The following is a 22,166-nucleotide window of genomic DNA, read 5'->3' as shown; positions in this document are numbered from 1 at the left end:
TCACATATCTAAGATGGGCTCGTCAAGACAGTTTCAAAACATTTAAAAAAAACGGCACTTGTAAACGATACACAGAAAAGCCTGACTGGAACGAAACAACAAAGCAGGAAAAATGCCCGTTAACCGTGTCACAGAAATCACGGCAACACGGACGCAAATAAGGGAGAAGAAGGTGCGACAACCTGCCGTTCGACTTTGTGCGCTGGTGTTGCTCCTGACATTACAGACCGCGTACTCAAAATCCTCTCAGAAGGCCCCCGCCCCAGCCCCGGCCCCGGTGCAGAACCTGGACAGCGGGAGCATCAGCGATGAGCCTCTGGGCGGAGTCGTCATCAATAGAACGGTGACTGTGCTGGGATGGGATTTTTACAAGAATTTCGCCGAAGTATGGAGGGCTAAATATATGAATACGAAATATACCGTAACCGTATACGAACGGCCCACCGCCCAGTACGGCAGCGAAGTATGGGTTCAGTACCGCCAGAATCGCGTATTCCACACGTTTCTGTCTCCGGCCCGATCCGCCGCAAAAGAGATCAGCGGAAGAGCCGTAGACATAGTCTACAAAAACGTAGTCGACACGAATGTCCAACGCTTGTTATTCAACGATGTAGATCTCGGACCCGAGGAGATGTAAATGAAAACGACACGAATCTGCAAGCAAACTCAGTCCGCCTTGCGAAACTCCTTGATGCTTCTGGCCTTGCTTGCCGGGTCCGCATCGGCCACCGAGCTGGTCTACACCCCTGTGAATCCGTCTTTCGGCGGCAATCCCCTGAATGGCCCGGCGCTGCTGGCCACGGCACAGGCCACCAACAACCATACCGATCCCGCTGCCTCCGCGGCAGGCCTGCAGGACCAGACTCCGCTGCAACAGTTCAACGATACCTTGCAACGGACCATACTCAGCCGCATAGCGGCATCGGCAACTTCGTCCGTCGTGGGAACCGACGGAAGCCTCAGGCCCGGAATAGTACAGACGGGCGACTTCACCATCAGTATTGTCGATGCGGGCGGCGGGCTTCTTAATATCACGACCACCGACAAGACCACTGGCGCGTCGACTTCATTCCAGGTGGGGCAATGAACACCCTCCACCGGGCCGCCGGACCCGTATCCCGGCGGAGAGTTCATCGCGCTTGCATGACTGCCCTGGCCTCGATATTGCTGAGCGCGTGCGCGGGCATTCATCACCCGCCTTCCGGCGTAAGCGATTCCGCCAAACTATCGCCAGCCACCCCCGCCACTCATGACCTGGTGAAGCTGCCTCCTCCAAAAAGCCGGACGGTAGTGGCTGTCTACGGTTTTCGCGATCAGACCGGGCAGTACAAGCCATCGCCGGACAGTTCATTTTCGACCTCCGTCACCCAGGGTGCGGCCTCGCTGCTGATCAAGGCCTTGAAAGATTCGAACTGGTTCATACCGGTCGAGCGCGAAGGTCTTCAGGAGCTCCTGACGGAGCGCCGTATCCTGCGGGCGACGGATGCCCCGCCCCAGAAAGGAGAACCTCCTCTGGCAACTGTCCCGGCTTTGCTGCCGGCTTCGATTCTGATCGACGGCGGCATCATCGCCTATGAGAGCAATGTGCGTACCGGCGGCCTGGGCGCCCGGTTCCTGGGCGTCGGGATGACCACTCAATACCGCGTGGACCAGGTGACGATAAACCTTCGCAGCGTCAATATCGACAATGGCCAAATACTGCAAAGCGTCTCGACAACCAAAACAATCTATTCCTACGAGATCCACCCCAGCGTTTTCAAGTTCGTCAATTTCAAGGATTTGCTTGAAATCGAAGGGGGAATTACGCGTAACGAACCCGCGCAGCTGTGCGTCAAGGAAGCTATTGAATCCGCCGTGGTGCATCTGGTGGTGGAAGGCCTGAAAGATCACAACTGGGCACTCAGGAACCCGAGCGACTGGAATTCGCCCGTGATCCAGCACTACGCTCGCGAAGAAAACAATTATGTAGTGGCCGACTTGCCTGCCCCTGACAAGGGCGCAGAGCAAGCCGCCACGACATCTCCGGTCCGCTGAGTACTCATGCGAACACGCCGTCACACCTTAGGGAGAATGTCATGATTTACTCGACAAGCGGAAACCCAAGCAGCATTTGCAAGCGCCCGCAAATCATTTTATCGGCTCTTGCGCTGATGTCCGCGGGCATCGCCCCGGGCCACTGCTTTGGCCATGACCTGGCATCGTCGCCGGAACTGCCGTCTTCCGAAATGACAACGGAGAATGTGAATCTGCAATATGTCACCATGCCCCCGCCCAAGAAAAAAAACCAGTTGTCGACTCAGGCACAAGGTACTTCGCAAACGGTAACGCTGTATCAAAACGGCAGCAATAACGACGCCAATATTGCGCAGGAAGGTTATGGAAACTCGGCTTTTGCAAGCCAGGACGGTGCGAAAAACATAATCGACCTGAAGCAATACGGGTATGGCAATGACACGCTGATCGCACAAAACGGCTACGCCAACAGCGCGCAGGTGACTCAGAAAGCGAATTTCACTTCTGCGCAAGTGCTCCAGGACGGCAGTTTCAATACCACGTCAGTCACTCAATATGCAGGAGCCCCGCCGCTCAAGGTTACTCAATACAACAGCGTCGGAGCCTATGCGAAAGTAATCCAGTACTAAAGACCGCTGGGTTGGGATGTATCTCAGGTCTTAAATTTGAGGAGAATCATAATGAAAATCAGTCTTTCAGCACTTGCATTGGGTCTTGCATTCGCGTTCGGGGCTCCCGCCATGGCGTCGAACACCGGCACTGTGTATCAGGCCGGCAGCGACAACGATGCGGCAATTACCCAAACCTACAACGACTATGCTCTATCGTCGATTGACCAGCGGGGCAGCGACAATACCGCCAAATCCGACCAGCACGACACCTACGCTTACACGAAAAGCACTATTGGCCAGGCCGGTAGCGACAATTTCGCCAAGGTAGACCAGCATGACGGCGGCAACATGGTCTCTTATGTATCCCAGGCTGGCGGCTGCAACGACGCCAGGGTTACTCAAACCGGCTGGAATCAGACCGCCAGCGTAATTCAGGCGGGCTGGGGCAATACGGCCAAAGTCACACAACACTAATAATAATCACCATATAAACGGCGACAAGACCGCAGGCGGAGTAGAGACTGCTCCGCCTGTTTACCATTTCAAGCACAACGGAGGGCAATATGATTGCCGACGCGAATTTGCATGTCTGGCTGGAGGCCAACACGAATGCACGGCCAGGCATTGTTACCCCATACGTGGAAAGTTCCGAAAGCGCACGGATCCACTACAGCTTGTCTGCCATCAAAGATGGCCGAAGCGGCTCGTCCAGAATCAGTCAAAGCGGAACTGTGACGGTGCCCGCAAAAAAACCGACGGCACTGTCGCAGCTGTCGCTGGGCGCGGGCAAACACGATGCCTGTCGAATCGAGCTGATTCTGACCAAGGGAGGCATGCCTGCCGGCACGTATCATTTCGACTGCCCTCGATAACACTTGAATATGGCTGTCGATACCGCCGTCGCAGGCGCTCGCTGTTTGACGATAGACTCTTTGAATCGCCCACGATAAAATGTACTTAAAAGTAAAACATTGCATGTATAGCCGCGTCTGGTAGTATATGAAAGTGCCTATTGTGGCAATGAATGCCGGACAGATTTCCTTAATATGTGCAAAAAACAGATATATTGACTATCAAGTTGCAACAACCATGCTACCAATTACTACTTGCTGTTCCTTGAAGTAAACAACATACGAGCGTCCGCCCGGTAATATTTCCCTTTTTACTGTTACCGGGCAGGGGCGTTGCCCTGGAGGGAAAAATGGCAACAGTCATTGTGGTTGAGCCGCATCAGCCAGCACGCATGAGGATCCTGCAGTTGCTCGAAACCATGGCGCCCGCGATTCAATGCGAAGGGGCCGATTACTCGAGGCTGTTTCAGAACGTGCCCGCACTCAACAGGGTGGATCTTGTTCTGTTGTCCGTTCCAGGCCAATACGAAAGAATGGTCGATCTGGTGGCCGCGGCGCGCGGCGGCTTTGCCCCTCATCGGATCCTTCTATTGTCGGATACCCCTACACTGCCCTATTCCCTGCACGACCAGCCTTCCATCCTGGCTGGCTATATACCCAAAGATTCGTCGCCCGACATGATGAAAGCCGCAATAACGTTGGTTTTGGCGGGAGGCAAGTGTTTCCAGACCGCCGACGGCTCATCGCTTGCAAGCACTGCACCGGCAGCCGTTTTACCTGCCGACAGCACGCCGCGCCGCCGTTGGTACGATAAACTCGATACCCAGGCCGCAAGGGCTACCGACGCAGCTATGTCCTTATCGGGGTTTGCCCACGATGCGCGGATGCCCGGGCCTGTGCCGGAAATGGCCGATCCAGGGCCCGATCTACCCTTGCCCGAAGAGCACGACCCGCTGTGCCCCTCGCTGGTAAACACCGAGGCGGCATTGCTGAACATCACGCCTCGGCAATACGAAGTGCTGGTACTCCTGGCGCGTGGCTACCCCATGAAAACGGTGGGACGGCAGTTGAACATTTCCGTCGCCACCGCCAAAGCGCACACCGAGACCTTATATCAGCGCCTCGACGTACACAACAGAAATGCGGCGGTGTATGCCGCTGTTTCCCGGGGGGCCACTCTGGGCTGGCGCAAGTCGGATCTGCCAGAGAACGCATCTACATAAGCTCCCGCCCGATCCGATTCCAAGGCCACCATACAGAACCTGCCGGGAAAATGTCTTGAATCCGCCATCCTGCAGATTCAGATCGGCATCCGGCTGAAAGCTCACTTCTTCCAGTTCATGACTTCCGGCGAAAGGTCCACATGATGGTAGTGCCTGAATATTTTATTTAGCCTGCCATTTTCCAGATTCGTCTGAACCCACTGATCCACCCATTTATCGAGCTCCGGATTGCCTTTTCGCAGGCCTATGGCAAGCATGAAATCTTTCATGACGAATTTACTTTCGAAGCGATTGCCGGTTTTTTTATTGAGCTCATCCAGGCTTACAAGGCCTGTCGCCACATATTGAACCTGTCCGGAAACAGCCGCGGTAATCAACGTTGCCACATCTTCGTAGCGTTTGATTTCCGCCCCCTTGGCATTTTCGGTGACGAGCTTGTCTTCCACAGTGCCGCGAGTCACGCCGACAGCTTTGCCCACCAGATCGCCGTAGCCCTTGACCGCCACATTCCTGGGAGCAATGATGACCTCCCGTATCAGTGAATAAGGGCGCGAAAAATCAATTACCTTGGCTCGCTCCGGTGACATGGACAACACGGAAATAACCAAATCCGCCTTGCCGGTTTGCAGCATGGGAATTCTGGAAGCAACCGGAACACCAACAATTTTGAGCTCCACTCCCAGGTCTTTGGCCAATTGTTTTGCAGTGGCCACATCCGACCCATCCGGCTGCATTTCCCCATTTGTGTACGTATACGGCGTAACGCTCAGTGACGTGGCAACCTTCAGCACACCGGCAGCCTTGATAGCCGCCAGCCCGTCTGCGTAAGATGCTGCGCTGGCTGCCAACGAAAACAGCAGCACGCTGAAAATTCGTGAAAAAACTTGGCGCTTACCCATTTTGATATAGCCTTCAATTAAAGATGTACGTTGTCCGATGTCATTTCTATTAATTATCGCTGCGAAACTCTTTAGGTGAAATAGGGATAACCCTGAAAGCCTGCTTAGCGCAAGTCCGCACAGGGCTCGTGCAAAGTTGCCGGAGAGCGTCGATATGTCGCCCTGAGGGTTGTCTATGCGGCAAGTTGCTGACAAATAACTGAAAATAAAGAGAAAATCGTGCAAATTCACGGCTATCCGGCACAGAATACAAACCAAGAATCTGTTTAGTGATAAATTTCGCTGGGGTGTTGGTATCGACGCAAAGGCTTCATATCAAACTCCTTCAACTTAGACACAAAGGAGATTCTCTTGACCACTTTCAAATTAAGCGCATGCGCCTTGTTTGCCACCGCCGCATTTGCTTCGGTGCCCGCCTCGGCCGCAGGTTCATGGCCCGACCATCCCGTTATTATCGTAGTTCCATTTTCGGCGGGTGGCGCCAATGACCTGGTTGCCCGCATTTTCGCCAAAGAGCTCGGCAAAGAGTTCAAACAAAACTTTATCGTGGAAAACCGCCCCGGCGCGGGCGGCATCGTGGGCGCGGCGCATGTGGCCCGCAGCAAGCCAGACGGTTATACCTATCTGGTGGGCTCCAACGGCACCGTCACCAACAGCCTGATCCGCTCCGATCAGCCCTATAAAGACGATCAGTTGACGCCCGTTGCGCTATTGGCCATAGCCCCCTCGATTATCGTCACCAACCCTTCCAACCCCGCAAACAGCCTGAAGGAATTCGTCGAAAACGCCAAGAAAAATCATACCGACCGCATTACCTTTTCAACCGCCGGAATGGGTAGCACACCCGATTTCGTGGGTGAAATGGTCAAACAGGAAACGGGGTTGCCTATCCAGCAGATTGCATATAAAAGCGGCTCGGAAGGCGTAACAGCTGTAATGAGCAATCAAGTCACCGCGACCTCGGAAGCCAGCATCGTTACGCTACCGCTCATCAAAGCCGGAAAGCTCAAGGCACTGGCAACGACCTGGGTGCACAAGCTGGCCAGCGCCCCGGAAATCAAGACCACCGCCGAGGAAGGTTATCCAAACATTCGAATCGGCCATTGGGAGGGGCTGTACGCGGCAACAGGAACACCGGCAGACATACTCGACAAAATGAATGCGGCAGTGCGGCAAGCTACCAAATCCAAAGATGTGCTCGATGCTCTGAGCAAAAGCAGCATCGAGCCGGGAAGCGGCACGCGCAAGGAATTTACCCAATTCACCCAGGATGAACGTGCTCGCCTGGGTAAAGTGGTGAAAAAAGGCAATATGAAAGCAAACTAGCCTTGAAGGTGCGCGGCAAGCCGTTTGCGATGCAAAACGGGACAAGTTCTCTGAGAAGGCTTAACATAAGGATCGGTAAGCCTGTATTCAGAAATAATTAAGCAAATATTAAGCTTCATAGTCCCGGAGATAAAAATGTATAAACGCATACTTGTCGCCACCGACGGCTCAGCCTTGTCAGACAAGGCTGTCCGCAATGCCATTGGGCTGGCCAAAATGGCAGGGGCCGAACTGATCGCCCTCAAGGTTGTAGTGCCTGTCCCGGTCAGTTACTGGGAAGGCTCCACCCGCCTCGACATGCAAGAGTCGGCAAACGCCGAGAAACGCCACCTCGATGCGGGCCGCAGCATCGTTGAAGCGGTTAAAACGGCCGGGGAAGCCGAAGGCGTCACGGTCACGCCCCTTACCTTCAGCGGCGATCTCATTGCACAAACCATTATCGCCTGCGCCGAAAAGTACGAATGCGAGCTGATTGTCATGGCGTCGCATGGTCGACGCGGCATCAATCGTGTATTGCTCGGCAGCGAAACCCTGCAGGTACTGACACACTCGCGCATTCCGGTCCTGGTGCTGCGATAAGGCTACCCCGCAAAGGCCAAACGCCTTGTGGCGACCCGCAAGCGCAATCGCGCAGGTATGCAGCGCGCAGGCGGTAAGCGGCCTGTATTTTAAAACAATCCCATTTCCAGTCTTGCCGCTTCGCTGATCATCTCACGGCCCCAGGGAGGATCCCACACGAGGTCGACTTTGACTTCGTCCACGCCATGAATGGCCAGCAGCTTGGCGCGGGCTTCATCCGCCAGCAGAGTGCCCATGCCGCATCCGGGGGCCGTCAGGGTCATGCTTATATCGATGCGGAAGCGCCCTTCCGCGATAGGCTTGACGACGCAGCTATATACCAGGCCAAGATTGACGATATCGATGGGAATTTCAGGGTCGTAGCAGGTTGCAAGCTGGCTCCAGGCGGCCTGCTCCACCGACTCGGCCGTGGCGGGCCCTTCGGCCGCCGCACCCGCCTCTGCAGCGACAGGTTCCAGACCCAAGGCATCGGCGTCGCTTCCGTCAATCCGATACAGATTCCCGCCCACCAGCACCGTGTAGCTGCCGCCCAACTGCTGGGTAATCTGCGCTACGCTGCCCTCATCCAGAGTAATCGGCGAACCCCAGGGCACCTTGACGGCGGCACAGTCGCGGGTCAATTCCACTTCATGCATCCGGTTATCCATCGTATACGCTCCTTTATTCCGTTTTCGCCGCGTCGGATGCATCGGTAATGGCATTGTGCAAGGTATGCCACGCCAGTGTCGCGCATTTGACGCGCGCGGGAAATTCCCGCACCCCGGCCAATACTTCGAGCTTGCCGAAATCGCGACCCTCGGGCGCTTTGTCGGTAAGCAGCGCGTGAAAATCCTTGAACAGGGCCTCCACTTCGGCCAAGGGCCTGCCTTTGACGGCTTCGGTCATGAGTGAGGCCGAGGCCGTTGAAATGGCGCAGCCGTGCCCGACAAAACTGACATCCGCGATCACTCCGCCTTCCGTTCGCAGATAGACCGTCAGTTGGTCTCCGCATAAAGGGTTGTAGCCTTCGGCCGTATGATTGGCCTGAGGCATGGAATGAAAATTACGCGGTTGCCGATTGTGATCGAAGATCACCTCCTGGTAGAGCTCACGCAAATCACCGCCGTGCTCACTCATGCTTGCCACCCTTGCCAAACATTGCCTGGGCCTTGAGTATGCCCGCAACCAGCGCATCGATATCGCGCTCGTCGTTGTACAAGGCGAGGGACGCGCGAGCTGTACCGGGGATGCCGTAACGCGTCATGACCGGCATGGCGCAGTGATGGCCGGCCCGTATGGCGATGCCTTCCGTATCGAGTATGGTTCCCAGATCATGCGGATGTATGCCTTCCACCACAAAAGACAGAATACCGGCCTTGTCGTGTGCGGTGCCGATCAGGCGCAAGCCCGGCAGGCGGGTCAAGGCATCGGTACCATACGCAAGTATGGCCTGCTCATGCGCGGCGATCCTGTCCATGCCCAGGCCCTGGACATAATCGATCGCGGCGGCCAGGCCTATTACACCGGCAATATTGGGCGTGCCCGCCTCGAAACGCTGCGGGATATCGGCATAGGTGGTACGTTCGAAACTGACCGTGCGTATCATGTCGCCGCCGCCCTGCCATGGCGGCATGGCCGAAAGCAACTCGTGGCGCGCATACAGGGCGCCGATGCCGGTCGGACCGTACAGCTTGTGGCCGGAGAACACATAGAAATCGCAATCCAGTGCCTGGACATCAACGGCCTGGTGCGCCACCGCCTGCGCGCCATCGACCAGCACCTTGGCCCCTGCCTCATGGGCCTGGCGGGCTATCTCGGCAATCGGGTTGACAGTTCCCAGGGCGTTGGATACGTGCACCACAGCGACCAGCCGGGTCCTTGGACCAAGCAGTTTCCCATACGCTTCCATATCCAGCTCACCGCGATCGCTGATCGGCACCACGCGCAATACCGCTCCGGTCTGTTCGCCTATCAGCTGCCAGGGCACGATATTGGAGTGATGCTCCATGCCGCTCAGAATGATTTCATCGCCGGGCTTCAATTGCGCGCGGCCCCAACTGAAGGCCACCAGATTGATGGCTTCCGTGGTGCCGCGGGTAAAGACGATTTCTTCGGAACGGCCTGCGTTGAGAAAACTCCGTACCCGCTCGCGGCCCGCTTCGTACAAGTCGGTGGCATGCTGCGACAGGCTATGCACACCACGATGAATATTGGCATTCGCGTCGCGGTAGAAATCGCGCTCGGCGTCAATCACCGAGGCGGGCTTTTGCGTGGTGGCGCCGTTATCGAGGTAAACCAGACGCTTGCCGCGTATCTTGCGCGCCAGAATGGGAAAATCCGCAGCTTGCTGCAAACGCTCTGCCACAGGGGAGAAATAGCCGGGCGCGTTCATGCAAGTTCCTCCAGCATTTCACCGCCCGGCAAACGCCTGCGCATGGCGACGGCGGCGCGCAAGCGCAAGGAATCAAGGCCAATGCGGGCCAAGGTTTCTGCCGCAAATGCGTAGGTCAGCAAATTGCGCGCATGAGCCGGATCGAACCCGCGTGAGCGCAGGTAAAACAGGCTGTTCTCGTCGATCTGGCCTACCGTCGCCCCGTGTGCGCATTTGACATCGTCGGCGTAAATTTCCAGCTCGGGCCGGGTATCGGCTTCGGCCAGGCGCGACAGTAAAAGACTGTCGGACCGCTGTTCGGCATCGGTACGGTCGGCGCCCTGGGCCACATAGATGCGGCCGGCGAATACGCCACGTGCGGAGCCATCGAGAATACCCCGATAGAACTCGCGACTGGTGCCATGCGGATGCGCATGATCGATATGGGTGTGATGATCCACATGACGTCGCGCGTCGGCGTAGTACAGGCCGTTAAGCAGGGTTTCACAACCCTCTCCGTCGAAACGAGTGGCAATATCGTTGCGCGCCAGCCGCGCGCCAAAGGATAATGAGTGCGAGACAAATACCGAGCCGCGCTCTTGAACGGCATCGATGGCGGCCAGGTGGAACGCCTGTTCGCCTTCTTCCTGCAATTTGCAGTGTGTAATGCGAGCCTCCGCCCCCAGATGACTGCGGGTGACGGCATTCGTAAAGGTCACAGCGCCCTCGGCGCCCAGATAATGTTCGATGATCGTCGCTTGAGAGTTGGCTTCGGCCACAATCAGATTGCGCGGAAAACTGGCTCCCTGGGCACTGGCGATAAAAACCAGGTGGATGGGAGCATCTACCGCAACGCCGCGCGCCAGGCGAATGACTGCGCCATCACAGGCCAGCGCCAGATTGAGGGCCGCCGTACTGGCGCCATCTTGTTCCGTCCCGAAAAACGGCCGGATACTTTCCGCGTCGCGATCCAGCACTGCCGCCAGGCTATCGATGCGCGCACCGGCCGGTAAAGCTTCGATCTCCGATAGCTCAGGGGTATGGCGGCCGTCGACGAAAACCAGCCAGTGACCGACCTGGTCGCGCCGCAAATTGTCGAGCAAGGATCGCGCAGTCACGGCGGTTGCGGGCGCGGCAAAATCTTGCTGCTGAAGCGTGGCAAGCGATGTGTGGTGCCAGTTTTCATGTTTGGCCACGGGCCAGCCCTGATCGGCGAAACGCTCCATGGCGCGCTGCCGGCCCGCCGCCAGCCACGGCGCGCGGGCACCCGGCGAACTGGCGGCTTGCCCACGAAACTGCGCTACCCAGCTTGCTATACCAGTCATGACGCGGCTCCCGCCGAAGCGGCTATCTCATCCTCGATCCAGCCATAGCCACGATCTTCCAGCTCGAGCGCCAGTTCACGGCCACCCGAACGAACAATGCGGCCATGGGCCAGCACATGCACATAATCCGGCACGATGTAATCGAGCAGGCGCTGGTAATGAGTGATCACAACCAGCGAACGCTCGGGAGAACGCAAGCGGTTGACCCCATCGGCCACAATTTTCAAGGCATCGATGTCCAGCCCGGAATCGGTTTCGTCCAGGATGGCCAGCTTGGGTTCCAGCAGCGTCATCTGCAAGACCTCATTGCGTTTTTTCTCGCCCCCTGAAAACCCTTCGTTGACCGAACGATACAAAAACTCTTCGTTCATGCTGACGGCCTTCATTTCCGCCTTGACGCGCTTGATGAAATCCATGGCGTCCAGTTCCGGCAAGCCGCGATGACGCCGCACCGCGTTGACCGCGGCCCTTAAAAAGTAGGCATTCGATACGCCAGGGATTTCGATCGGGTACTGAAATGCCAGAAACAGCCCGGCGCGAGCCCGCTCTTCGGCTGGCATACCAAGCAAATCCTGCCCTTCCCAGCTAACCGTGCCACGATCGACCTGAAAACTGTCACGCCCTGCCAGCACCTGGGCCAGCGTACTTTTACCGGAGCCGTTGGGCCCCATGATGGCATGTACCTCACCCGCATTGACGACCAGATCGAGGCCACGCAATATGGTTTTACCTTCAACCGAGGCGTGCAGATCTTTAATATCCAGCATGTTTCTTTCTCCTTAACCTATGCTGCCTTCCAGGCTCACGCCGAGCAGCTTCTGCGCCTCGACCGCAAACTCCATGGGTAGTTCCTTGAACACTTCTTTACAAAAACCGTTAACAATCATCGACACTGCATCTTCGGCCGAAAGGCCGCGCTGCATGGCATAAAAAAGCTGGTCCTCGCCAATACGCGAAGTCGTGGCCTCGTGCTCCACCTGAGCCGTGGGGTTGCGCACCTCGATGGTGGGAAAGGTGTGCGCGGCGCAATTCTTGCCGATCAGCAATGAATCGCACTGCGTGAAATTGCGTGCACCTTCGGCTTTGGGCGTCATGCGCACCAGGCCTCGAAACACATTGCTGCCCCGCCCCGCCGAAATGCCTTTCGACAGGATGGTGCTGCGCGTATTGCGACCCATATGTATCATCTTCGAGCCGGTATCCGCCTGCTGCCTGTGGTTGGTCAGCGCCACTGAATAGAATTCGCCCACGGAATCGTCGCCGCGCAGGATCACACTCGGGTATTTCCAGGTGATGGCCGAGCCGGTCTCAACCTGAGTCCAGGAAATGCGCGAACGCGCGCCACGGCAATCGCCCCGCTTGGTAACGAAGTTGTAGATGCCGCCCTTGCCGTCCTTGTCGCCGGGGTACCAGTTCTGCACAGTCGAATACTTGATGCGTGCATCGTCGAGCGCGACCAGTTCGACGACCGCGGCATGCAACTGGTTTTCATCGCGCATGGGCGCCGTACAGCCCTCGAGGTAGCTGACCGTGGCCCCCTCTTCGGCAATGATCAAGGTACGCTCGAACTGGCCGGAATTCTGGGCATTGATACGAAAATAGGTAGACAATTCCATCGGGCAACGCACGCCCTTGGGAATGAATACGAACGAGCCATCGGTAAAGACGGCGGAATTCAGAGCCGCATAAAAATTGTCTCCCTGGGGAACCACCGTACCCAGGTATTTGCGCACCAGATCGGGGTGGTTTTTCACAGCCTCTGAAAACGAACAGAAGATAACGCCATGTTCAGCCAGCTGTTTCTGAAAAGTCGTCGCCACGGAAACCGAGTCGAACACCGCATCGACCGCCACGCCGGCCAGACGAGCCCGCTCGTGCAGCGGGACACCCAGTTTTTCATAGGTGCGCAGTAATTCGGGGTCGACCTCATCCAGGCTTTTGGGGCCATCTTTTTTTAATTTGGGCGCCGAATAATAAATAATGTCTTGAAAATCAACGGCGGGGTAACTGACCTTGGCCCATTCGGGCAAGCTCATGGTCAGCCAATGACGGTAAGCCGACAGCCGCCACTCAAGCATGAATTCCGGCTCGCCTTTCTTGGCTGAAATCAAGCGAATCGTCTCTTCCGATAAGCCCTTGGGCACAGTGTCGGCTTCAAGCTCGGTCACAAAACCGGCGGCGTACTCTCGATCGAGAAACGAGTCGATTTTGTCGGTCACGGTATTCATTTATGCAGACTCCATGTCGTAGAGGTGATACTTTCAGCGCCGGCCTTCGACTCCAGGGCCGGTCGCTCTTGCAAGGGATATTCAAGGGGAATCGGGCGCACCATATCGGCAATGCTTACATCTTCGAGGGTGCGGCGCACAATCGCGTTGATGCGTTGCCAGTTCATGCGTATCTGGCAACTGGTTTCAAAGCTGCAAGCCCCTGGCGTGGCGCTGCATTCGGTCAGGCCAAACGGCTGATCTTCCAGCGCATCGACAATCTGGGCGATATTGATCTGGGCGGCGGGCCTGCTCAACGCATACCCCCCGTGAGCGCCGCGGCTGCTTTTAACCAGATCATGGCGGCCGAGCGCCTTGAGCACTTTGCTGACAGTAGGCTGGCCCAGGCCCAGTGTGGCGGAAAGGTCGGCTACACTGAAAAGATGCTTCGGACTACTTGCCATATGGGTGAGCACCAAAGTGCCATAATCGATGATTTTGCTGATACGCAGCATTCGCATTCTCCTCGAACGCATTGGTTGTTTATACAGTACTTCATTGGTACTATTTGTGTCAAGAAACACCCTAGAGCCAGAATGGCCGAAAGTTGCAATATTGCTGCAGCACACCAAATCGCCGAGACGAAAAACCGCGCAATTCGATATCGCGGAAACGTACTTTTGGTTACCATAGCGACAAATGAAATTGCGCTGTGATCCCAGCCGTTTTTTGCACCGCCGCAGTCCGGGCTACCGCCTTTCCAAAGACAACACGCCATGAAAAAAATACTACTGGTCCTGATAAGCCTGCTGGCCTGTTCCGGCGCGGCCCATGCCGACGCAACACTCTGGACCTACACCGGCACGGAAGGCCCCGCCAATTGGGGCAAGCTCAGCCCCGACTACGCGATGTGCGACAAAGGCCAAAACCAATCGCCCATCAATATCCAGAAAGCGCTCAATACGCCGCTTGCCCGCCTGCAGATTCGTTACACGGCAGCCGGCAAGGACATCGTCAACAACGGGCATTCAATACAAGTCGGTTTCGCCGCAGGCAATACGCTCACGCTCGACAATACAAGGTTCGAACTGCAACAGGTGCATTTCCATGCTCCGAGCGAAAACGAAATCGAGGGCAAATCCTACCCGCTGGAAGCACACTTCGTGCATGCCGACAAGCAGGGTCATTATGCCGTCATTGCCGTTATGTTCAGAATCGGCAAAGCCAACCCCGGCCTGGCCAAACTGTGGCGGCAAATGCCCGGTGAGGCCGGCAAGCCGACACTTCTGAAAGATAGCTTCAAGCCTGTCGATCTGCTGCCAAAATCACTTGCTTATTACCGTTACAGCGGATCCCTGACCACGCCACCCTGCACGGAAGGCGTGCGCTGGCTGGTGTTGAAAAATCCAATCACCGCGTCCAGAGGGCAAATCGAGGCTTTTGAAAAGGTCATGAAGCACCATAACAACCGCCCGATCCAGCCTTTGAACGCGCGAGTCGTGGTGAAATAGCGGCGCCAGAGGGGTGCCATGAGCCATGCCCAGCCGGTCTATGATGCAGCGGGAATGACATCCTGTCCTGCTTGCTGCAAGCGCCACATTTGCGCATAGCGGCCGTTTTCCTGCAGCAAGGCCCGATGCGTTCCGCGCTCGATGACACGGCCGTGATCCAGCACAATAATTTCATCGGCTTCGGCTACCGTCGACAAACGGTGGGCAATAATCAGGGTTGTGCGATTTTTGGCGATTTGATCGAGCTCTGCCTGGATTGCCCTTTCGGTACGGGTATCGAGCGCGCTGGTGGCTTCGTCAAAAATCAGGATAGGCGGATTCTTGAGCAAGGTCCGCGCAATCGCGACACGCTGCTTTTCGCCACCCGATAATTTCAGGCCGCGCTCGCCTACCTGGGTTTCATATCCCTCGGGCAGGCTGGTGACAAAATCATGGATGCTGGCCGCCCTGGCCGCCTGAATGATTTCATCGTGGCTGGCTCCCGGATTGCCATAAGCGATGTTGTACAAAATGCTGTCGTTGAACAGCACCGTATCCTGGGGCACAATACCTATGTGCTGCCGCAAACTGGCCTGGGTCATGTCGCGTATATCGACGCCATTTATTTTGACCGCTCCGGCGTTCACATCGTAAAAGCGGAACATCAAGCGCGACAAAGTCGATTTGCCGGCTCCCGACGAGCCCACCACCGCCAGTGTTTTCCCGGCGGGAATCGTAAAGCTCGCGTCAAACAAGATCTGGCGATTGGCCTCATAGCCAAAATCGACATGCTCGAAGGCGATGCTTGCCTGAGTCGTGCGTAGAATTCGAGCATCCGTTTTATCGGCGACCTCCTGGCCTTGCTCCAGCAAACCGAACATGCGTTCCATATCGGCCAGCGCGTGCTTGATTTCGCGATACACGAAGCCGAGAAAATTCAGAGGGGCATACAACTGGGTCAGGTAGGCGGAAACCAGGACCACATCGCCCACCGACATGGTTTTTTTCACGACGCCTTCGGCCGACAGCCACAGCAACAGCGTGATACCTATGGTGATGATCACCCCCTGGCCCATATTCAGGAAATTCAGCGATATCTGGTTTTTGACCGCCGAATCAACCCATTTCCCCAGATTGCGGTCGTAGCGATCCAGTTCATAACCTTCATTGCCGAAATACTTGACCGTCTCATAGTTGATCAAGGCGTCAATCGCCTTGCTGTTGGCCTTGCTGTCCAGATCGTTCATGCTGCGGCGATACACCATGCGCTTTTCGGTGACCAGCAAGGTGAAAATAATATAGGTCGCTATGGTGCCCAGGGTAACCACGGCAAACAGAAAGTTGTAGCGCCACAGCAAAATGGCCGCCACCATGCTGATTTCCAATAGAGTCGGCAATACATTGAAGATGGTGAAATTCAGCAAAAAACCGATCCCCTTGGTGCCGCGTTCAATGTCGCGGCTCAAGCCTCCGGTCTGCCGATGCAGGTGAAAACGCATCGATAAAGCGAATAAATGCTCGAACACCTTGGCGGCAATACGCTGGATCGCACCTTGGGTCACCCGGGCGAACAAGGCGTCGCGCAGTTCGCCGAACACGCCGCTGGCCAGACGCGCAAAGCCATAACCCACCAGGGCCGCCACCGGCAGCACAATAAGCGTGGAAGGCAGGCTTAGCTTGTCAACAATCTGTTTGAGATAGATAGGCAAGATCACGCTCGCCACCTTGGCCGCGATCAGACAGGCCAAGGCCAGCATTACCCGGTATTTGAATTGCCAGATATGCGGCAAAAGGGATTTGATGGTCTTGAGGTCGTTACGATTTTTCGGCGCAGGGCCGGTATGGGTGAGTCTCATGCTGCAACTTGAAAAAGGGCTTCAATTCGGAAATCAAACGGCGTGGTGGGCGCGAAAGCACAAATACAGATCGGAAGCCGGCCTGACCGGACGTCACTCATTTTTAAGATAGTCTTTCAGCCAATGACCGAGCTTGGCAGCCTTTGTGTTCAGGTAATGCTCGTTGAACGGATTACGGTTGACCGTCAGGGGAATCCTCTCGACCACGTTCACACCCAGTTCCCCCAGCATATCGATTTTTTTGGGATTATTGGTCATCAGGCGAAGGCTGGCTATGCCAAGCCGATCCAGCATTGGCCTGCACAGATCGTAACGACGCATATCGGCGGGGAACCCAAGCCGCTCGTTGGCTTCGACAGTATCGGCGCCTTGATCCTGCAACTGATAGGCCCGAATCTTGTTGAGCAGGCCAATGCCGCGGCCTTCCTGGCGCAAGTAAAGCACGGCGCCACGCCCTTCGGCCGCAATATTGCGCAAGGCGTGTTCCAGTTGCGCCCCGCAGTCGCAGCGCTGGCTGAACAGGGCGTCGCCGGTCAGGCACTCGGAATGGACGCGTGCCAGCACAGGCTCGCCATCATCGACCTTGCCAAGTACCAGCGCAAGATGCTCTTTGCCCGAATCGCGTTCGGCAAAAGCGTGCAATTGAAATATGGCCCACGGCGTCGGCAGATCGCAAGAAGCGATGTAATCGAGTTTGCCGTCTTCCGGAGCGCCCGAATTGGCATTTTGCGAGGAAAGCATGCAAGACCTTGGAAATAAATAAGCAGTTTAAAGCCCAACCGCCTGAAAAATCGACGGGAGGATTATAAAAGGAGCCGCCTGCCCAAAAAAACGGCAAACCAGCTTCCCCCCGCCGCACATCACCGGCGATTTCAGCAGCCTATTCCAAAACGGCAATCGTCGCAGAGCCGGTCAAGTCACTGCGGCAAATCGAACAGCAGGACTTCGGCTGCCTGGGCCTGATCCAGGGTAACTCGGGTTTCATCGGTTATTTTCAACGCGTCTCCGCTCGACAGGCGAACGCCATTGACCGTAACCTCGCCGCGAGCCACATGCACATAGGCACGACGGCTTGGCGACAATGGATAGTCGACTCGATCGGCGCCATTCAAAATGGACGCAAAAACACTGGCATCCTGGTGAATCAGCACCGAGCCGTCGCGGCCATCGGACGAAGCGATCAACCGCAACTGGCCATTTTTGGCGGCCTGGTCAAAATGCTTTTCTTCATAGCTGGGTGCAATCCCGATTTGATTGGGCTCAATCCAGATTTGCAGAAAATGCACTTCTTCCGACTGCGAATGATTGAACTCGCTGTGGCGCACGCCGGTGCCCGCGCTCATGCGCTGCACATCGCCATAGCGGATCACCGAGCCGGTACCCATGCTGTCCTTGTGCTCCAGGGCGCCATCGAGCACATAAGAAATGATTTCCATGTCGCGGTGGCCATGAGTGCCAAACCCTTGCGCAGGCTGCACCCGGTCTTCGTTGATCACCAGCAAAGGCCCGAACCCCATTTGCCTGGGGTCGTGATAATTGGCGAAAGAAAATGTATGGCGAGAATTAAGCCAGCCGTGATTGGCAACTCCACGATCCTCGCTCTTGCGGATTTCCAGCATGATTATCCACTCCTTGATATAATATATTCAATAATTTCGAACAATAAAAATTGAAATAACTGCGATGTATCAATTATGAATCAATCGAGTTAAAAATAAAAACGGAAAATTTACCAATCTATGATCGAAAATATCGAATGTTTAAATTAAGTCTGGAAGCATTGCTGATTATTGACGCCATCGATCGCACGGGGTCCTTTTCCGCCGCCGCCAGGGAACTGCATCGCGTGCCTTCCACCATATCCTATACGGTCGCCAAACTTGAAGATGACCTGGGAGTGCAGGTTTTTGAGCGCGCCGGGCCGAAAATCAAACTGACTCCGGCTGGCCGCGAACTGCTCGGCGAAGGCCGCTACCTGCTCAAGGCGGCCGAAGATCTCGAACAGCGCGTGCAGCGTGTCGCCTCGGGCTGGGAAACCGAGTTCGCAATCAGCATGGACGCCATGTTCTCGCCCATTTCCTTAAGCGAAGATATCAAGGCGTTCTACGCCGCATCCGGTAAAACCCGCCTGCGTTTTACCCAGGAAGTCATGTCTGGAACCTGGGAGGCGTTACTGGACCGGCGCGCAGATATGCTGGTTGGCGCGGCGGGCGACGGCCCGTCGGGAGGCGGCTATGTGGCAGTACCCATGGGACGCATCGGATTTACTTTCGTGGTGGCGCCGACACATCCCCTGGCGGGTTTGCAACGTCCTCTTGCAAAAGCCGATCTGCACGGGCACCGAGCCATTGCCGTGGCGGATTCGGCGCGCAAATTGCCCCCCCGCACTGTTGGGCTGCTATTTGGTCAAGATAACCTGACTGTCCCTGACATGCGCAGCAAGCATGAATTCCAGCGCGCCGGACTCGGATTCGGCTTCCTGCCCGAACCTTGCGCGCGCAAGGCGATAGCAGCCGGTACGCTCGTGGCAAAAGAGGTGGAGGAGCCCAAGCCTCAAGAAACGTTCTACCTGGCCTGGCGTACCGGAGAAAACGGTGCCGCACTCAATTGGTGGAGAAAACAGTTGAGCCGGAATACAGTTTTGGAGCGGCTTTCCCGCGCCACAGCCGAACAGTACGGCGCATAGCCGGCCCAGAACCCGCACCGTTTCTCATCAATGCCCTGTCAAAACACCCTTCTGCTCCAGCAGCACATCGTAAAAGGCCCTGGCTGCGCTCGACAGGCTTTTCTCGCGCCGCCGGATCAAATACAAGGAACGCTTCAGGCGGTTCTTGGGCGACAAGGGAATCACGGCAATATCGGGGTGCCGGAACTGATACAGCGTCATGGCCGGCACAAGGCTCACGCCCAATCCCGCGACAACCAGGCCGGTGACCGAAGCCAGATGATCGACCTCCAGAAATGTGCTCATGTCTGAAAAGACACTGTTTTGCGCCAGGCTCCGCCGAATGCTGCTGGTTTTGCCCAACTAAATAAACGAGTTTCCTTTCAATGCCTTCAAGGTAATTGAGGAATTGCCGGCCAAAGCATGATCGCGCCGACACACCAAATAAAAATAATCCTCGCACAAAGGCTCGGCCATCAGGCCTGTCATATCCTGCCCTTCGGCCGCCACCGCAATGTCGGCGCCTCCCTGCCGCACCAGATCCAGACAGGGCTCCAGCAAGGCATCGTGCAACTGCAATTCGATATCCGGATACTGCGCGTGGAACCGGGCATATATCGTGGGCAACCAGCCTGCCGCCAGCGACGGCAAGGCGGCGACAGATACCCGCCCCTTGCGCTTGGCCACATGGTCCTGGATATCGGCCATGACAGCATCGAAATCGTTCAGCAGGCGCAATGCCGATTCATTGAACAACTCGCCCTCGGGAGTCAGCTCCACGCGCCGTGTGGTTCGATCGAATAATCGTACTCCGGCAACATCTTCGAGCGATTTTATAGAGGCGCTGAATGCTGGCTGTGTCTGATGGCAGCGCTGGGCAGCCCTCGTGAAATGGCGCTCCTGCACCAAAGCCACAAAGGCCCGCAGTTGTCGTGACGATATATTCATAAAAATACTCGATCAATAGATACAGAATTTCTATTTTACTTATTAATTACGGAACCCTATAGTTGCGTCAAATCAACGACTCCAAGCAGAACGATGGCTTCGACACCATTACAAATAGGCTGCGCCAGCGGCTTTTCAGGAGACCGCACCGACGGCGCCCTGCCGGTCGTGAAGACTCTGATTGAGACGGGAGGCCGGGCACTGATATTTGAAACCCTGGCAGAAAGAACCCTGGCGCTTGCTCAACTGGCAAAGAATCAGGACCCCGAAGCGGGCTACGAGCCGCTGCTGAGCGAGCTGTTGAGCCCCATTCTGGCGCTGTGCCTGAATCACGGAATTCAGATCGTCAGTAATTTTGGCGCAGCCAATCCGCCTGGCGCCGCACGGCGCATCGAACGACTGTCGCACGAGCTTGGCCTGCGGACGCCCCGCATCGCCACCCTGAGCGGCGACAACCTCGATAGCGCCGAGCAACGCGCCTTTCTACGCGACCGCCTTGGGGCGGAATTCGATCGACTGGATATCGTAAGCATCAACGCCTATCAGGGAGCCGCCGAGATTGCACAGGCATTGCAGGCCGGCGCTCAGGTGGTTGTCGCCGGCCGCGTCGCCGACCCGTCCCTGACGCTGGGCCCCGCCCTCGCACACTTCGGCTGGCAAGCCGACGATTGGCACAGGCTGGGCTGCGCCACCATGGCAGGCCATTTGCTGGAATGCGGCACTCAGGTCACGGGCGGCTACTTTGCCGTACCCGGCTTGAAAGAGGTGCCAGACATGCACAAGCTGGGATTCCCCATAGCCAGCATTGCCGAATCCGGCGCCTTATCCATTACCAAAGCGCGCGATACGGGCGGAATCGTCACGACCCAAACCGTCAAGGAACAATTACTGTACGAAGTTCACGACCCCGCGGCATACCTGACTCCTGACGTTACCGCCGACATCAGCCGGGTTCATGTTACGCAGACTGCGCCGGACCAGGTTGCCGTCGACGGAGTGACCGGATGGGCCAGGCCTGAAGAATTGAAAGTGAATATCTGCTATCGCGGCGGCTGGCTGGCCGAAGCGGAAATCTCGTACGCCGGTGTCCAGGCCGAAGCGCGCGCACGCCTGGCTGCCGAAACGGTACGGCGGCGTATCGGTGGGCAGCTTGATTTGCGCATTGATCTGATCGGCACCTTGAGCATATTTGGCGATGACGCCGGCGAACTATTGCGGCGGCATGCTCATGGCCGCGGGCAGGATATACGCCTGCGCGTTGCCGCGGCCCATCCGGAAAAAAATGTCGCCGAACGCGTATTGCGCGAAGTGACGGCGCTGTATACCTGCGGCCCGGCGGGTGGCGGCGGTGTACGTACATCGCTGCGCCCACGCCTGAACAGCATTTCCAGCTCGGTGCCCCGCGATCTTGCGCCGGCTGGCTGGCAATTCCTGAGGCCTGACCAACATGCATGACGACACCACTGTAATCGTGCCCTTGTACCGATTGGCGCATAGCCGCACCGGCGATAAAGGCGATATTTCAAACATCAGCGTCATTGCCTGGCAGGCCGATTACTACCCATTGCTCAAGGAACAACTGACCGGGCAGGCCGTATCGGAGTGGTTCTCACATCGGCAACCCAAAAGCGTACGACGCTATCTGGTGGAGTCGATAGGCGCCATGAATTTCGTACTGGATGGCATCCTGGACGGCGGCGTAAACGACGCCCTCAATCTGGATACGCACGGCAAGGCCCTGTCTTTCTATCTGCTCGATTTTCCCATTCGAGTCGATGCGCACCTGGCATCGACTTTGCCCGATATTCAATCCCTATAAACCC

Annotated in this window: 24 protein-coding genes and 1 pseudogene; 13 read left to right on the top strand and 12 right to left on the bottom strand. The window is 56.4% G+C overall.

Annotation, left to right across the window (positions count from 1 at the left end; all coding sequences use genetic code 11):
* Positions 1 to 112: 112 nt before the first annotated feature.
* From ACYVIS_RS14740 to ACYVIS_RS14710, 7 genes are all read left to right on the top strand, one after another.
* Positions 113 to 637 (top strand): curli production assembly/transport protein CsgE, encoded by a 525-nt coding sequence (locus ACYVIS_RS14740; RefSeq protein ID WP_460874286.1) that lies wholly within the window; start codon positions 113 to 115, stop codon positions 635 to 637.
* Positions 638 to 1,087 (top strand): curli assembly protein CsgF, encoded by a 450-nt coding sequence (locus tag ACYVIS_RS14735; protein WP_460874285.1) that lies wholly within the window; start codon positions 638 to 640, stop codon positions 1,085 to 1,087.
* Between the two features lie 56 nt (positions 1,088 to 1,143).
* A complete protein-coding gene (locus ACYVIS_RS14730) occupies positions 1,144 to 2,034 on the top strand; it encodes a CsgG/HfaB family protein (RefSeq protein WP_232743009.1) in 891 nt (296 codons plus the stop codon).
* A gap of 41 nt (positions 2,035 to 2,075) precedes the next feature.
* Positions 2,076 to 2,642: a hypothetical protein gene (locus ACYVIS_RS14725; RefSeq protein ID WP_232743008.1), complete on the top strand. Its 567-nt coding sequence runs from the start codon at positions 2,076 to 2,078 to the stop codon at positions 2,640 to 2,642.
* A gap of 51 nt (positions 2,643 to 2,693) precedes the next feature.
* Positions 2,694 to 3,098, top strand: a complete 405-nt coding sequence (locus ACYVIS_RS14720; protein ID WP_232743007.1) for a hypothetical protein — start codon at positions 2,694 to 2,696, stop codon at positions 3,096 to 3,098.
* A gap of 89 nt (positions 3,099 to 3,187) precedes the next feature.
* Positions 3,188 to 3,496, top strand: a complete 309-nt coding sequence (gene csgH / locus ACYVIS_RS14715) for a curli-like amyloid fiber formation chaperone CsgH (protein WP_232743006.1) — start codon at positions 3,188 to 3,190, stop codon at positions 3,494 to 3,496.
* Between the two features lie 329 nt (positions 3,497 to 3,825).
* Complete coding sequence (locus ACYVIS_RS14710; RefSeq protein WP_460874284.1) at positions 3,826 to 4,698, top strand: response regulator transcription factor; 873 nt, start codon at positions 3,826 to 3,828, stop codon at positions 4,696 to 4,698.
* A gap of 101 nt (positions 4,699 to 4,799) precedes the next feature.
* Here the strand turns inward: ACYVIS_RS14710 and ACYVIS_RS14705 are convergent, their stop codons facing one another.
* On the bottom strand, positions 4,800 to 5,828 hold the full coding sequence (locus ACYVIS_RS14705; RefSeq protein ID WP_460874283.1) for a transporter substrate-binding domain-containing protein: 1,029 nt from the start codon (positions 5,826 to 5,828) through the stop codon (positions 4,800 to 4,802).
* A 120-nt stretch (positions 5,829 to 5,948) separates the two neighbouring features.
* Here ACYVIS_RS14705 and ACYVIS_RS14700 point away from each other — a divergent pair, with 120 nt between their 5' ends.
* The gene (locus ACYVIS_RS14700) at positions 5,949 to 6,923 is read left to right on the top strand and encodes a Bug family tripartite tricarboxylate transporter substrate binding protein (protein WP_232743003.1); all 975 of its coding nucleotides are present in this window, start codon (positions 5,949 to 5,951) and stop codon (positions 6,921 to 6,923) included.
* A gap of 135 nt (positions 6,924 to 7,058) precedes the next feature.
* Positions 7,059 to 7,502, top strand: coding sequence for a universal stress protein (locus ACYVIS_RS14695; protein ID WP_232743002.1), 444 nt, complete (start codon positions 7,059 to 7,061; stop codon positions 7,500 to 7,502).
* An 89-nt stretch (positions 7,503 to 7,591) separates the two neighbouring features.
* Here the strand turns inward: ACYVIS_RS14695 and sufT are convergent, their stop codons facing one another.
* Genes sufT through ACYVIS_RS14660 form a run of 7 tightly spaced genes read right to left on the bottom strand, consistent with a single transcriptional unit; the run spans position 7,592 to position 13,899 of the window.
* Positions 7,592 to 8,149 carry a putative Fe-S cluster assembly protein SufT gene (gene sufT, locus ACYVIS_RS14690; RefSeq protein ID WP_460874282.1) on the bottom strand — a complete coding sequence of 186 codons (558 nt, stop codon included), beginning with the start codon at positions 8,147 to 8,149 and terminating at the stop codon, positions 7,592 to 7,594.
* Positions 8,150 to 8,162: 13 nt separating this feature from the next.
* A complete protein-coding gene (gene sufU, locus ACYVIS_RS14685; protein ID WP_460874281.1) occupies positions 8,163 to 8,618 on the bottom strand; it encodes a Fe-S cluster assembly sulfur transfer protein SufU in 456 nt (151 codons plus the stop codon).
* Positions 8,611 to 9,873 carry a cysteine desulfurase gene (locus ACYVIS_RS14680; protein WP_460874280.1) on the bottom strand — a complete coding sequence of 421 codons (1,263 nt, stop codon included), beginning with the start codon at positions 9,871 to 9,873 and terminating at the stop codon, positions 8,611 to 8,613. The genes sufU and ACYVIS_RS14680 overlap by 8 nt, the downstream gene beginning before the upstream one ends.
* Positions 9,870 to 11,177, bottom strand: coding sequence for a Fe-S cluster assembly protein SufD (sufD, locus tag ACYVIS_RS14675; protein WP_460874279.1), 1,308 nt, complete (start codon positions 11,175 to 11,177; stop codon positions 9,870 to 9,872). The genes ACYVIS_RS14680 and sufD overlap by 4 nt, the downstream gene beginning before the upstream one ends.
* Positions 11,174 to 11,944, bottom strand: a complete 771-nt coding sequence (sufC, locus tag ACYVIS_RS14670) for a Fe-S cluster assembly ATPase SufC (protein ID WP_232742997.1) — start codon at positions 11,942 to 11,944, stop codon at positions 11,174 to 11,176. Before sufC ends, sufD begins: the two co-directional genes overlap by 4 nt.
* A 12-nt stretch (positions 11,945 to 11,956) precedes the next feature.
* Positions 11,957 to 13,405 carry a Fe-S cluster assembly protein SufB gene (sufB, locus tag ACYVIS_RS14665; protein ID WP_232742996.1) on the bottom strand — a complete coding sequence of 483 codons (1,449 nt, stop codon included), beginning with the start codon at positions 13,403 to 13,405 and terminating at the stop codon, positions 11,957 to 11,959.
* Positions 13,402 to 13,899 carry an SUF system Fe-S cluster assembly regulator gene (locus ACYVIS_RS14660; protein ID WP_232742995.1) on the bottom strand — a complete coding sequence of 166 codons (498 nt, stop codon included), beginning with the start codon at positions 13,897 to 13,899 and terminating at the stop codon, positions 13,402 to 13,404. Before ACYVIS_RS14660 ends, sufB begins: the two co-directional genes overlap by 4 nt.
* Before the next feature lie 261 nt (positions 13,900 to 14,160).
* Between ACYVIS_RS14660 and ACYVIS_RS14655 the strand changes: the two genes are divergently transcribed.
* A complete protein-coding gene (locus tag ACYVIS_RS14655; protein ID WP_460874278.1) occupies positions 14,161 to 14,895 on the top strand; it encodes a carbonic anhydrase in 735 nt (244 codons plus the stop codon).
* Positions 14,896 to 14,933: 38 nt separating this feature from the next.
* Here the strand turns inward: ACYVIS_RS14655 and ACYVIS_RS14650 are convergent, their stop codons facing one another.
* The 3 genes from ACYVIS_RS14650 to ACYVIS_RS14640 form a co-directional block, all read right to left on the bottom strand.
* Positions 14,934 to 16,730 (bottom strand): ABCB family ABC transporter ATP-binding protein/permease, encoded by a 1,797-nt coding sequence (locus ACYVIS_RS14650; RefSeq protein WP_460874277.1) that lies wholly within the window; start codon positions 16,728 to 16,730, stop codon positions 14,934 to 14,936.
* A gap of 93 nt (positions 16,731 to 16,823) precedes the next feature.
* A complete protein-coding gene (ribA, locus tag ACYVIS_RS14645; RefSeq protein WP_460874276.1) occupies positions 16,824 to 17,471 on the bottom strand; it encodes a GTP cyclohydrolase II in 648 nt (215 codons plus the stop codon).
* A 176-nt stretch (positions 17,472 to 17,647) separates the two neighbouring features.
* Positions 17,648 to 18,349, bottom strand: coding sequence for a pirin family protein (locus tag ACYVIS_RS14640; RefSeq protein ID WP_460874275.1), 702 nt, complete (start codon positions 18,347 to 18,349; stop codon positions 17,648 to 17,650).
* Between the two features lie 137 nt (positions 18,350 to 18,486).
* On the opposite strand from ACYVIS_RS14640, the gene ACYVIS_RS14635 reads away from it, so the two are divergent.
* Positions 18,487 to 19,416, top strand: coding sequence for a LysR substrate-binding domain-containing protein (locus tag ACYVIS_RS14635; RefSeq protein ID WP_460874274.1), 930 nt, complete (start codon positions 18,487 to 18,489; stop codon positions 19,414 to 19,416).
* 27 nt (positions 19,417 to 19,443) lie between these two features.
* Here the strand turns inward: ACYVIS_RS14635 and ACYVIS_RS14630 are convergent.
* Positions 19,444 to 20,343 (bottom strand): annotated as a pseudogene (locus tag ACYVIS_RS14630) (LysR family transcriptional regulator).
* A 93-nt stretch (positions 20,344 to 20,436) separates the two neighbouring features.
* Between ACYVIS_RS14630 and ACYVIS_RS14625 the strand changes: the two are divergent.
* Complete coding sequence (locus tag ACYVIS_RS14625) at positions 20,437 to 21,798, top strand: acyclic terpene utilization AtuA family protein (protein WP_460874273.1); 1,362 nt, start codon at positions 20,437 to 20,439, stop codon at positions 21,796 to 21,798.
* A complete protein-coding gene (locus ACYVIS_RS14620; protein WP_460874272.1) occupies positions 21,791 to 22,162 on the top strand; it encodes an AtuA-related protein in 372 nt (123 codons plus the stop codon). Before ACYVIS_RS14625 ends, ACYVIS_RS14620 begins: the two co-directional genes overlap by 8 nt.
* Positions 22,163 to 22,166: the final 4 nt, after the last annotated feature.

This window comes from Paralcaligenes ginsengisoli (assembly GCF_054781135.1).
Note: the sequence above shows the minus strand (reverse complement) of the source record. Positions and strands in the feature narration are given on the sequence as shown.

What these genes read in the sequence shown, in the direction of transcription:
- ACYVIS_RS14740 (WP_460874286.1), top strand. Translation starts at nt 113, where the DNA reads ATGCCCGTTAACCGTGTCACAGAAATCACGGCAACACGGACGCAAATA.
- ACYVIS_RS14735 (WP_460874285.1), top strand. Translation starts at nt 638, where the DNA reads ATGAAAACGACACGAATCTGCAAGCAAACTCAGTCCGCCTTGCGAAAC.
- ACYVIS_RS14730 (WP_232743009.1), top strand. Translation starts at nt 1,144, where the DNA reads ATGACTGCCCTGGCCTCGATATTGCTGAGCGCGTGCGCGGGCATTCAT.
- ACYVIS_RS14725 (WP_232743008.1), top strand. Translation starts at nt 2,076, where the DNA reads ATGATTTACTCGACAAGCGGAAACCCAAGCAGCATTTGCAAGCGCCCG.
- ACYVIS_RS14720 (WP_232743007.1), top strand. Translation starts at nt 2,694, where the DNA reads ATGAAAATCAGTCTTTCAGCACTTGCATTGGGTCTTGCATTCGCGTTC.
- csgH (WP_232743006.1), top strand. Translation starts at nt 3,188, where the DNA reads ATGATTGCCGACGCGAATTTGCATGTCTGGCTGGAGGCCAACACGAAT.
- ACYVIS_RS14710 (WP_460874284.1), top strand. Translation starts at nt 3,826, where the DNA reads ATGGCAACAGTCATTGTGGTTGAGCCGCATCAGCCAGCACGCATGAGG.
- ACYVIS_RS14695 (WP_232743002.1), top strand. Translation starts at nt 7,059, where the DNA reads ATGTATAAACGCATACTTGTCGCCACCGACGGCTCAGCCTTGTCAGAC.
- sufT (WP_460874282.1), bottom strand. Translation starts at nt 8,149, where the DNA reads ATGGATAACCGGATGCATGAAGTGGAATTGACCCGCGACTGTGCCGCC.
- sufU (WP_460874281.1), bottom strand. Translation starts at nt 8,618, where the DNA reads ATGAGTGAGCACGGCGGTGATTTGCGTGAGCTCTACCAGGAGGTGATC.
- ACYVIS_RS14680 (WP_460874280.1), bottom strand. Translation starts at nt 9,873, where the DNA reads ATGAACGCGCCCGGCTATTTCTCCCCTGTGGCAGAGCGTTTGCAGCAA.
- sufD (WP_460874279.1), bottom strand. Translation starts at nt 11,177, where the DNA reads ATGACTGGTATAGCAAGCTGGGTAGCGCAGTTTCGTGGGCAAGCCGCC.
- sufC (WP_232742997.1), bottom strand. Translation starts at nt 11,944, where the DNA reads ATGCTGGATATTAAAGATCTGCACGCCTCGGTTGAAGGTAAAACCATA.
- sufB (WP_232742996.1), bottom strand. Translation starts at nt 13,405, where the DNA reads ATGAATACCGTGACCGACAAAATCGACTCGTTTCTCGATCGAGAGTAC.
- ACYVIS_RS14660 (WP_232742995.1), bottom strand. Translation starts at nt 13,899, where the DNA reads ATGCTGCGTATCAGCAAAATCATCGATTATGGCACTTTGGTGCTCACC.
- ACYVIS_RS14655 (WP_460874278.1), top strand. Translation starts at nt 14,161, where the DNA reads ATGAAAAAAATACTACTGGTCCTGATAAGCCTGCTGGCCTGTTCCGGC.
- ACYVIS_RS14650 (WP_460874277.1), bottom strand. Translation starts at nt 16,730, where the DNA reads ATGAGACTCACCCATACCGGCCCTGCGCCGAAAAATCGTAACGACCTC.
- ribA (WP_460874276.1), bottom strand. Translation starts at nt 17,471, where the DNA reads ATGCTTTCCTCGCAAAATGCCAATTCGGGCGCTCCGGAAGACGGCAAA.
- ACYVIS_RS14640 (WP_460874275.1), bottom strand. Translation starts at nt 18,349, where the DNA reads ATGCTGGAAATCCGCAAGAGCGAGGATCGTGGAGTTGCCAATCACGGC.
- ACYVIS_RS14635 (WP_460874274.1), top strand. Translation starts at nt 18,487, where the DNA reads ATGTTTAAATTAAGTCTGGAAGCATTGCTGATTATTGACGCCATCGAT.
- ACYVIS_RS14625 (WP_460874273.1), top strand. Translation starts at nt 20,437, where the DNA reads ATGGCTTCGACACCATTACAAATAGGCTGCGCCAGCGGCTTTTCAGGA.
- ACYVIS_RS14620 (WP_460874272.1), top strand. Translation starts at nt 21,791, where the DNA reads ATGCATGACGACACCACTGTAATCGTGCCCTTGTACCGATTGGCGCAT.